10 protein-coding genes and 1 pseudogene are annotated in these 9,367 nt (G+C 74.9%); 7 read left to right on the forward strand and 4 right to left on the reverse strand.

The annotated features are described in order from the left end of the window. Positions 1 to 16 precede the first annotated feature (16 nt). Together AB5970_RS03520 and AB5970_RS03525 are read left to right on the forward strand one after the other, a co-directional pair. Positions 17 to 283: a hypothetical protein gene (locus AB5970_RS03520; RefSeq protein ID WP_370502510.1), complete on the forward strand. Its 267-nt coding sequence runs from the start codon at positions 17 to 19 to the stop codon at positions 281 to 283. Positions 284 to 347: 64 nt separating this feature from the next. After that, positions 348 to 926, forward strand: a complete 579-nt coding sequence (locus AB5970_RS03525) for a dienelactone hydrolase family protein (protein ID WP_370502511.1) — start codon at positions 348 to 350, stop codon at positions 924 to 926. Positions 927 to 992: 66 nt separating this feature from the next. Here the strand turns inward: AB5970_RS03525 and mscL are convergent, their stop codons facing one another. The 3 genes from mscL to AB5970_RS03540 all read right to left on the reverse strand — a co-directional run bounded on the left by mscL (position 993) and on the right by AB5970_RS03540 (position 2,746). Continuing rightward, positions 993 to 1,472 carry a large conductance mechanosensitive channel protein MscL gene (gene mscL, locus AB5970_RS03530; protein WP_370502512.1) on the reverse strand — a complete coding sequence of 160 codons (480 nt, stop codon included), beginning with the start codon at positions 1,470 to 1,472 and terminating at the stop codon, positions 993 to 995. Between the two features lie 127 nt (positions 1,473 to 1,599). Next, on the reverse strand, positions 1,600 to 2,280 hold the full coding sequence (locus tag AB5970_RS03535; protein WP_370502513.1) for an SAF domain-containing protein: 681 nt from the start codon (positions 2,278 to 2,280) through the stop codon (positions 1,600 to 1,602). Between the two features lie 151 nt (positions 2,281 to 2,431). Further along, positions 2,432 to 2,746, reverse strand: a complete 315-nt coding sequence (locus tag AB5970_RS03540; RefSeq protein WP_370502514.1) for an FmdB family zinc ribbon protein — start codon at positions 2,744 to 2,746, stop codon at positions 2,432 to 2,434. 157 nt (positions 2,747 to 2,903) lie between these two features. Here AB5970_RS03540 and AB5970_RS03545 point away from each other — a divergent pair, with 157 nt between their 5' ends. Beyond that, positions 2,904 to 5,471: a penicillin acylase family protein gene (locus AB5970_RS03545; RefSeq protein WP_370502515.1), complete on the forward strand. Its 2,568-nt coding sequence runs from the start codon at positions 2,904 to 2,906 to the stop codon at positions 5,469 to 5,471. On the opposite strand, the gene AB5970_RS03550 is transcribed toward AB5970_RS03545, so the two are convergent. Beyond that, on the reverse strand, positions 5,461 to 6,099 hold the full coding sequence (locus AB5970_RS03550) for a 5-formyltetrahydrofolate cyclo-ligase (RefSeq protein WP_370502516.1): 639 nt from the start codon (positions 6,097 to 6,099) through the stop codon (positions 5,461 to 5,463). The two genes, AB5970_RS03545 and AB5970_RS03550, sit on opposite strands and share 11 nt — an antisense overlap. A gap of 119 nt (positions 6,100 to 6,218) precedes the next feature. Between AB5970_RS03550 and galU the strand changes: the two genes are divergently transcribed. The 4 genes and pseudogenes from galU to AB5970_RS03570 form a co-directional block, all read left to right on the forward strand. After that, a complete protein-coding gene (galU, locus tag AB5970_RS03555; protein WP_370502517.1) occupies positions 6,219 to 7,121 on the forward strand; it encodes a UTP--glucose-1-phosphate uridylyltransferase GalU in 903 nt (300 codons plus the stop codon). 26 nt (positions 7,122 to 7,147) lie between these two features. After that, complete coding sequence (locus AB5970_RS03560; protein WP_370502518.1) at positions 7,148 to 8,386, forward strand: molybdopterin molybdotransferase MoeA; 1,239 nt, start codon at positions 7,148 to 7,150, stop codon at positions 8,384 to 8,386. Beyond that, positions 8,386 to 8,982: a GNAT family N-acetyltransferase gene (locus tag AB5970_RS03565; protein WP_370502519.1), complete on the forward strand. Its 597-nt coding sequence runs from the start codon at positions 8,386 to 8,388 to the stop codon at positions 8,980 to 8,982. Before AB5970_RS03560 ends, AB5970_RS03565 begins: the two co-directional genes overlap by 1 nt. A 63-nt stretch (positions 8,983 to 9,045) precedes the next feature. Further along, a pseudogene (locus AB5970_RS03570) lies at positions 9,046 to 9,367 on the forward strand (hypothetical protein); the annotation flags it as partial.

Here is a 9,367-nt window from a genome sequence, read left to right on the forward strand (position 1 = left end):
GTGGGATCATCGAGCCGTGACGTCGTCCGAGCAGCCCGCAGCCGTGCGCCGGCCGCGCCGCGCCGTCCGGCACGCGGGGACGGTCGGCGGGGACGACGCGAACCTGGTCTCGACTCACCCCGCCGCGCCCGCCGAGCCGCCGGCGCCCGCGTCGCCGGTCGTGCCGGCGCCCGACCCGGTGGTCGCCCGGCGCAGCGTGGACGACTCCGACCTCGGGTGGGGCGACCGCGAGGCGGGCTCCAACGACGACCGCCTGACGCAGGACAAGCCGCCGCACTGGTAGCGCCGGTGTCAGACCGGTGCGAGATGATCGCTGCCGCCCGGGTGCCCACGTGAAGGAGAGTTCGATGGCCGAGGTCCTGCTGTTCCACCACGCGCAGGGGTTGACGCCCGGCGTGCTCGCGTTCGCCGAGACGCTGCGTGCGGCCGGCCACACCGTGCACGTGCCCGACCTGTACGACGGGCACGTCTTCGACAGCCTCGAGGACGGGCTCGCCTACGCGGACGAGGTCGGGTTCGACACCGTGCTCGGCCGCGGGCAGCACACGGTCGACCAGCTGCCGGAGGGGCTGGTCTACGCCGGCTTCTCCCTCGGGGTCCTGCCCGCGCAGATGCTCGCGCAGACGCGTCCGGGGGCCAAGGGAGCGCTGTTCTTCCAGTCCTGCGTGCCCACGTCGGAGTTCGGCACGCCGTGGCCCGCGGGCGTCCCCGTGCAGATCCACGGCATGGACGCCGACCCGTTCTTCGCCGGCGAGGGCGACATCGACGCCGCCCGCGCGCTGGTGAAGGAGAGCCCGGACGCGGAGCTCTTCGTGTACCCGGGCGACCAGCACCTGTTCGCCGACAGCAGCCTGCCCTCGTACGACCCGGCGGCGGCGCAGCTGCTCACGGAGCGCGCGCTCGCGTTCCTGGCGGCCGTCAAGTAGCCGGACCCTCGACGCGCACCGTGCCGCGGCGGAGGCGTCAGCCCTCCGCCGCGGCGGCCGTCGGTGTCAGACGGCTGGCGGGATCGACGGCGGGGGCGGGGGCGTCGTCGCCGTGGTGGTCGTGGGCGCGGCGGTTCCCGCGTCGTTGACGATCGCCGGCGTGAGGTTGCGGGCCAGCAGGTCGCGGATCTCCTGCAGGACGAGCACGTCCTCGGCGGGCGCCTGGGGCTCGACCTCCTCGCCGCGCTTGCGGCGGGCGGCCAGGGCGTTCATGGGCACCACGATGAAGAAGTACACCGCCGCGGCCGTGAACAGGAACAGGATCAGCGCCTGCAGGATCAGGCCGAACGAGAACGTGGCGTTGTTGATGGTGAAGCTCCACACCGCGCTCAGGTCCGTCTTGCCGAGGATCGCGGAGATCAGCGGCCCGATGAACCCGTCGACGAGAGCCTTCACGACGGCGCCGAACGCGGCGCCGATGACCACACCGACGGCGAGCTCGATCGCGTTCCCGCGCGAGATGAAGTCCTTGAAACCCTGGAGCATGGCTGCGGATCCCTTCGTCCGTGGTCTGCGGTGCGCAGCCCGGGGGTGAGTCTGTCCGTTGTCGAGCCCGTCCAACGGGACGGTCGGATCGGCCGACGTCACCGAGGGAGCAGGTCCGGTCGCCCGATCATGGCACGACGACTGCGGACAGCAAGGCGGAGGCCGACGCCCCCGCCAGGGCGGGTGCCTCCGCAGGCGCGACGGCGAGCAGCACCGGGACCGAGGTGTCGCCGGACCCACCCACGCCGAGCGGCCCCCCGGACGCGTCCGGGTGGGCGACCGGCAGGACGAGCGCGCGCGTGGCGACGACGCTGCCCGGACCGCCCTCCGGCGTCGCCGCCAGCACGTCGACCCGCACGCCGGGGGAGAGCAGGCCGGCGACGGCGGGGTCGGCGAACCGCACGGTCGCGACGACGGTGCCGGGCGGGCCGCGGACCTCGTCGTCGGCCAGCAGGCCGGGCAGCACGGGGAGGCCGGCCGCGAGCGGGACGGCGGCCGAGGCGCCGACGACCGCCCGGAGGTCGGCGATCGACCCGTCGGGCGCGACCGCGACGGGGAACCGCGTCACCCGCACGTCGGCGCTGGTCAGCTCGGTGCCCGCCGGGACGTCCCGCGCCGCGACGACCACCAGGGACGTCGGCGGGTCGGCGGGCCGCAGCGCCTGCACCGTGCACGCGGCCGCGACCCCGAGGCACACGGCGCCGAGCGCGAAGCGGGACCGCCACAGGACGATCCGCAGCGTGAGGGGCAGGGGCCGGCGGCGGGGGGCGAGCGGCGGCGGTCGACCGGCGAGCGGGTGGGGCTGCATGGCGGCGACCGTAGGCGCGTCCGGCCCGCCGGTGGCTCGTAGCCGCGCGACCCGGGGGATCGGAGGCGCGGCGGTGGGCTGGGGGCGGCTCGGACCGCGCAACCCGGGGAGTCGGGGGTGCGGCGGGGAGCCGGGGGTCAGCCCGGGGCGATCAGGACGCGGCTGCCGGCTTCGCCGCGGGAGTGCTCGCGGACGTCGACGGCGTGGAGGAGGCCGACGGCGCGGCCGACGCGGCTGCCGCCGGGGCGGGAGTGGTGGTCGCGGGGCTCAGCGACGAGGACTTCGCGCCGGCGCGGGCGTCGTTGCGGTAGAAGCCGGAGCCCTTGAACACGACACCGACGGAGGAGAACACCTTGCGCAGCCGTCCCTCGCACTCGGGGCAGACGCTCAGCGAGTCGTCGCTGAACGACTGCACGATCTCGAAGGCGTGACCGCACGCCGTGCAGGCGTAGGCGTAGGTGGGCACTGAAGGTCTCCTGGCAGCTGGACGAGCGGGTCGGAATGGTCTAGCACTCGTATGGTCCGAGTGCCAATCGTAACCGCTCGGCCGCTCGGGACATTCCGCCCGCCGTTCCGGGGCGGTGGGACGGCCTGGGTCCGGACGGCGAAGTACCCTCCGAAGCGTGTCTCGTCCTCGCCTCGTCCGTCTCATCCTGATCACCGTCGCCGCGGTGCTCGTCGTCGCGCTCGTGGCGTCGGTGGTCACCGCCTTCCTCGTGGTGCGGCGCCCCCTGCCCGAGGTCGCGGGGGAGCAGCGCATCGCGGGGCTCGACGCCGACGTGACGGTCACGCGCGACGCCCGCGGCGTCCCGACGATCACCGCCTCCACCAGCGCGGACCTGTTCCGGGCCCAGGGCTACGTGGCCGCGCAGGACCGGTTCTTCGAGATGGACTACCGGCGGTACGTGACGGCGGGGCGGCTGTCGGAGCTGGTGGGCCAGAACGCCGACGCGCTCAAGGCCGACAAGGTGGTCCGCACCCTGGGCTGGCGGCGCGTGGCCGAGCAGGAGTGGCCGCTGCTGTCGTCGTCCACCCGGGCCGCCCTGCAGGCCTACGCCGACGGCGTCAACGCCTACCTCGACGGCCGCGACCCCGGCGCGATCGCGGTGGAGTACACCGTGCTGGGCCGCCAGGTCCACGTGGGGGCGCCCGAGCCGTGGGACCCGGTCGACTCGCTGGCGTGGCTCAAGGCGATGGCCTGGGACCTGCGGGGCAACTACGACGACGAGCTGGCCCGTGCCGCGGCGTACTCGTCGGTGCGCGACATCGCCCGGGTGGACGAGCTGTTCCCCGCCTACCCGCAGGACCTCAACCAGCCGATCCTCTCGGCCGCGGACCTCCAGCCGGCGACGGTCGCGCAGACGTCCGCGACGACGACCCCGCTCCACCTCGACGACGCGGACCTGCAGGCGGCGATGGCGTCGGCGAGCACGGCGCTCGCGGCGGTCCCGCACCTGATGGGCGACGGGGAGGGCGTCGGCTCCAACTCGTGGGTGGTCTCGGGCGACCTGACGACGTCCGGCAAGCCGCTGCTCGCCAACGACCCGCACCTCGGCATCTCCGCGCCGGGCATCTGGGAGCAGGTCGGCCTGCGCTGCGCCGACGTCTCGGCCGCGTGCCCCTACGACGTCACCGGCTTCGCCTTCGCCGGCACGCCCGGGGTCGTCATCGGCCACAACGCCCAGCTGGCCTGGGGCCTGACCAACCTCGGGGCCGACGTCACCGACTTCTTCCTCGAGCGCGTCGACGGCGACACCACGCAGCTGGACGGGGGCACGGCCCCGATCACCCAGCGCACCGAGGTGATCCACGTGAACGGGGCGGCCGACGTCCGGCTGACCATCCGCGAGTCCGTGCACGGGCCGATCCTGTCCGACGTGCTCGACCTCACCGGCGTCAGCACCGCGCCCGTGCCTGAGGACGCCCCGGGCCGTCGGTTCGCGGTCGCGCTCGCCTGGACGGCCCTGCAGCCCGGCCGGACCATGGACGCGGTCCTCGCGATGGACGTCGCCAAGGGCGCCGACGACATCCAGACCGCGGCCGCGCTGTTCGACGTGCCGTCGCAGAACATCGTCTTCGCGACGACGGACGGCCACATCGGCTACCAGGCGCCGGGGCGCATCCCGCTGCGCGCCACCGTGCCCGGCGGCCCGGTCCCGTCGAACGGCACGTGGCCTCGACCGGGCTGGGACAGCCGCTACGCGTGGACCGGCTACGTCGACCCTGCGGACATGCCCCGGACGCTCGACCCCGCCGACGGGTTCATCGTCACCGCGAACCAGGCCGTCACCCCCGCCGGCACGGGCCCGTTCCTCACCGCGGACTGGGACTACGGCTACCGGGCCCAGCGCATCCGCAACCTGCTGAGCAGCACCACGGCGGCCGGCAAGGTCGACGTGGCTGACATGAACCGGATCCAGTTCGACCAGCACAGCCCGTTCGCGGACGTCCTGGTCCCGGTGCTGCTCACGCTGCACATCGGCAACACGTTCGACGACGACGGCCAGCAGCTGCTGCGCACCTGGGACCGGGTGCAGTCGCCCGACTCGGCCGCCGCGGCGTACTTCTCGGCCGTCTGGGTGGACGTGCTCAAGTCGGCGTTCGCCGACGACCTGCCCGACGGGTACGGGCCGGACGGCGGGTCGCGCTGGCTCGAGGTGGTGCGCCGCCTGCTCGACCAGCCCGCGTCGCCGTGGTGGGACGACAAGTCGACGCCCGGCGTGGTCGAGGGCCGCGACGAGGTGCTGACGCGCGCGATGATCGCGGCCCGCCGCCAGCTCACCGCGCAGCTGGGCCGGGACGCGGCCGACTGGCGCTGGGGCCGGCTGCACACGGCCGCGCCCGAGCACCCGGTGCTGGGCGGCGACTCCGTCCCGGGCGTGATCCGCCGCCTGGTCAACCCGGACCCGGTGGCCGTCGGCGGGGGCTCGTCGATCGTCGACGCGACCGCGTGGGACGCCAGCTCGGGGTCGTTCGGCGTGACCGCCGCCCCGTCCATGCGGATGGTGGTGGACCTCGGCGACCTGGACGGCTCGACGTGGGTGACCATGACCGGCTCCTCCGGCCACCCGGCGAGCGTGCACTACGCCGACCAGCTGGGGCCGTGGTCGCGCGGCGAGACCTTCCCGTGGCCGTTCACGCGGGCCGCGACCGAGGCGGACGTGCGGGACCGGCTGACGCTCACCCCGTGATGGGGTGCCACTCCTGCGGCGTCGCGACGGCGTCGACCAGGCGGTCGTGGCGCTCGCGGGGCAGCGGGCGCACGCCGGCGTCGTAGAGCTCCTCGGGGAACACCAGCGCGACCACGGGCACGCCCGGGCGGAGGTGCTCGAGCGCGCGGTCGTACCAGCCGCCCCCCTGGCCGAGCCGGGCGCCGGTGGTGTCGACGGCCAGCGCCGGCGCGATGACCACGTCGGCCTCGGCCAGCGCCGCGGCGCCCAGGGTCTCGCCGCCCGGCTCGGGCGGCCGGCCCGGCGCGCGCTCGCGGAGGTCGTCGGGCCCCGCGTACTCCGCCCAGTCGCGCTGCAGGCCGCTGCCGAGCACCGGCATGATCACGCGCACGCCGCGGGCGGCGAGGGCCTCGAGCAGGGGGCCGGTGCCGGGCTCGGTGGCCCGCGACGCGTAGACCGAGACGCAGGCGGCGTCGGCCACGGCGGGGATCGTCAGCACCACGTCGGCCAGGGCGCGGGCGGCGGCCTCGCGCAGCCGGACCGACCGGGTCTTGCGGGCGTCGCGGATGGCCACGCGCAGCCGCTCCTTGACGTCCTCGACCTCGTCACCCTCGGACACGCGCGGATACGGCTGGGCGACGCTGCTCATGCGGACAGTCTCTCAAACCTGGCGCCGCCCGAACGACCGACTGGGGTATGACGTGTGAACTCCTGCACGTCGTGACGTACGCCACTGCGGGGTCCGCCGGTCGCGACTAAGGTCCCGGCATGACGATCCACAAGGCAGTCATTCCCGCCGCGGGCCTGGGGACCAGGTTCCTGCCCGCCACGAAGTCGACGCCCAAGGAGATGCTCCCGGTCGTCGACAAACCGGCCATCCAGTACGTGGTCGAGGAAGCGGTGAAGGCCGGTCTCGACGACGTCCTGCTCATCACGGGCCGCTCGAAGCGCACGCTCGCCGACCACTTCGACGCCGTGCCCGAGCTGGAGGCGGCCCTCGAGGCGAAGGGCGACCTCGAGCGCCTGGCCAAGGTCCGGGAGTCCACCGACCTCGGCCACGTGCACTTCGTCCGGCAGGGCCAGCCCAAGGGCCTGGGCCACGCGGTCCTGCAGGCCAAGCACCACGTGGGCCACGAGCCCTTCGCCGTCCTGCTGGGCGACGACCTGATCGACGAGCGCGACGAGCTGCTGAGCACCATGCTCGCGCTGCAGGAGCGGACGGGCGGCTCGGTCATCGCGCTGCTCGAGGTGCCGCCGGCGCAGATCTCGATGTACGGGTGCGCGGCGGTCGAGGCCTTCGACGGTGCCGAGGACCCCGACCAGGTGCGGATCACGGGCCTGGTCGAGAAGCCCCCGGCCGACGAGGCGCCCAGCAACCTGGCGATCATCGGCCGGTACGTGCTGCACCCGGCGGTGTTCGAGGTGCTCGAGAGCACCGCGCCCGGCCGCGGCGGTGAGATCCAGCTGACCGACGCGCTGGCCACGCTGGCGGACCTGCCGGCGTCCGAGGGCGGCGGCGTGTACGGCGTGGTCTTCCGGGGCCGGCGCTACGACACCGGAGACCGCCTGGACTACCTCAAGGCCGTCGTCCAGATCGCGGTCGACCGCCCGGACCTGGGACCCGACTTCCGTAGCTGGTTGGGCGACTTCGTCGGCACGCTGACCGACTGAGCCGCCGGGCGGGGCAGAATGCGCGCATGAGATCGGTCCAGGACCACCTAGCGGCCGTGCTGGCCGCCGTCGGACCGGTCGCACCCCTCGACGTCGTGCTGCGCGACGCCGTGGGCTGCATCCTCGCCGCGGACGTCGTCGCCACCCACGACCTGCCGGCGTTCGCGGTGGCCGCCCGCGACGGGTACGCCGTGGCCGCGCACGACACGGCCGGCGCCGGGTACGCGAGCGCCCAGGCGCTGCAGGTCGCGCACGACGTGCGACCCGGCTCGGGCGGCCCGCTGCGGCTGGTGCCCGGCACCGCCGTGCGGATCGCGTCCGGCGCGCCGCTGCCCCTGGGGGCCGACGCCGTGGTCCCGCTCGAGGAGACCGACCGCGGGACCGCGCGCGTCGCCATGCAGCGCCCCGCCGTCGCCGGGCAGCACGTGCGTGCGACGGCCTCGGACGTGCGCGCCGGGGACGTCGTCATGGCGTCGGGCACCCGCCTGGGCGCCCGCCAGCTGGCCCTCGCCGCCGCGATGGGGCGGGGTCGGCTGCGCGTGCACCCGACGCCCCGCGTGGTCCTGCTCTCGGTGGGCGACGAGCTGGTCGAGCCCGGCACCCATGCCGACCGCACCGGCGGCGGGGTGTTCGAGGCGGACGGCCACGCGCTCGAGGCCGCCGTCCGCGACGCCGGCGCCGCCGCGGTCCGGGTCGGCATCCTGCCGGACGACCGGGCGACGCTGCGCGAGGCGCTCGAGGACCAGCTGGTGCGCGCCGACCTCATCGTCATCACCGGCGGGCTCTCGGAGCTGACGCACGACACCGTCAAGGACGTGCTGGCGCCCATGGGCAGCGTGCGGCTGGACCAGGTCGCCATGACCCCCGGTCAGCGGCACGGGTTCGGCACCGTGGCCGACGAGCTGGCCAGCGACAAGTCGGTGCCGATCTTCGCCCTGCAGGGGCACCCGGTCGCCGCGCAGGTGTCGTTCGAGGTCTTCGTCCGGCCGGCGCTGCGGGCCATGGCCGGGCACGCCGAGCTGTTCCGGCCGTCGGTCGCGGCCGAGGCGACCGAGGGCTGGGTCTCGCCGCCCGGGCTGCGGCAGTTCGTGCCCGCCACCGTCCTCGGCTCCCCCGAGGAGGGCTACCGGGTCACGCCGCTGGGCGACCCCTCGGCGCCCACGATCAACGCCCTCGCGCAGGCCAACGCGCTGGCGGTCGTCGGTGAGCAGGACCTGACGGTGCACCCCCGTCAGGTGATCCACTGCCTCGTGCTGGAGGGCTGATGGCGACCGGCTGGCCCGCCGTGCTCACGGAGGGCGGCGTGCGCCTGCGCCCGCTGCGGCGGCGGGACCAGGAGACCTGGATGGCCCTGCGGGCGCAGAACGCCGCGTGGCTCGAGCCCTGGGACGCCACGAGCCCCGTGCCCGTGACCGGTCCGCGGCCGTCGTTCGGCACGTTCGTCCGGTCGCTGTCCGCGCAGGCGCGGGCCGGGGTCACGCTCCCGTTCGCCATCGACCTCGAGCGCCGCCTGGTCGGGCAGCTCACCGTCTCCTCGATCACCTACGGGTCGCTGCGGTCCGCCGCGATCGGCTACTGGGTGTCGGAGCACGTCGCCGGGCTGGGCATCACGCCGACCGCCGTGGCGCTGGCCACGGACCACTGCTTCACCGCGCTGGACCTGCACCGGGTGGAGATCAACATCCGGCCGGAGAACGGGCCCTCGCTGCGGGTCGTCGAGAAGCTGGGGTTCCGCGACGAGGGCGTGCGCGAGCGGTACCTGCACATCCAGGACCGCTGGTGCGACCACCGGACGTTCGCGCTCACGGTGGAGGACGTGCCCGGCGGGCTGCTCGCCCGCTGGCGGGCCCGGAACGGGTGACGCACAGCCCGACACGCCGCGGTGGTCCCGAGGACGCGGCACCCCGACGCCTACCGTCGTGACGTGAACGATCTCGCAGGACCGGTCGCGCTCGCGCTGGTCGGCCTGTGGGTGGCGTACCTGGTGCCGCACAAGCTGCGACACCGGCAGCAGCTGCTCGAGTCCCGGGCGGACGACCGGTTCTCCGAGGCGCTGCGCGTGGTCGCGGTGAGCGACCGGCGCATCCGCCAGGAGGCCGCCTCCGCGGAGTGCGGGCCGACGGCGAGCAGGACCGCGGGGCTGCTGACCCCGGGCAAGGGGCTCCCGGTGGCCACCGGGAGCGCGACAGGAGGCACCACCGTGGACCGACCGCACGGCACCCAGGACCGGATCACCGCCGACGCCG

Origin of the sequence: Cellulomonas sp. ICMP 17802, assembly GCF_041295535.1 — a bacterium.
Classification (GTDB): Bacteria; Actinomycetota; Actinomycetes; order Actinomycetales; family Cellulomonadaceae; genus Cellulomonas.

Excerpts from the sequence above, each read along its gene's own strand:
- AB5970_RS03525 (WP_370502511.1), top strand. The coding sequence starts at position 348 with ATGGCCGAGGTCCTGCTGTTCCACCACGCGCAGGGGTTGACGCCCGGC.
- mscL (WP_370502512.1), bottom strand. The coding sequence starts at position 1,472 with ATGCTCCAGGGTTTCAAGGACTTCATCTCGCGCGGGAACGCGATCGAG.
- AB5970_RS03535 (WP_370502513.1), bottom strand. The coding sequence starts at position 2,280 with ATGCAGCCCCACCCGCTCGCCGGTCGACCGCCGCCGCTCGCCCCCCGC.
- AB5970_RS03550 (WP_370502516.1), bottom strand. The coding sequence starts at position 6,099 with ATGAGCAGCGTCGCCCAGCCGTATCCGCGCGTGTCCGAGGGTGACGAG.
- galU (WP_370502517.1), top strand. The coding sequence starts at position 6,219 with ATGACGATCCACAAGGCAGTCATTCCCGCCGCGGGCCTGGGGACCAGG.
- AB5970_RS03560 (WP_370502518.1), top strand. The coding sequence starts at position 7,148 with ATGAGATCGGTCCAGGACCACCTAGCGGCCGTGCTGGCCGCCGTCGGA.
- AB5970_RS03565 (WP_370502519.1), top strand. The coding sequence starts at position 8,386 with ATGGCGACCGGCTGGCCCGCCGTGCTCACGGAGGGCGGCGTGCGCCTG.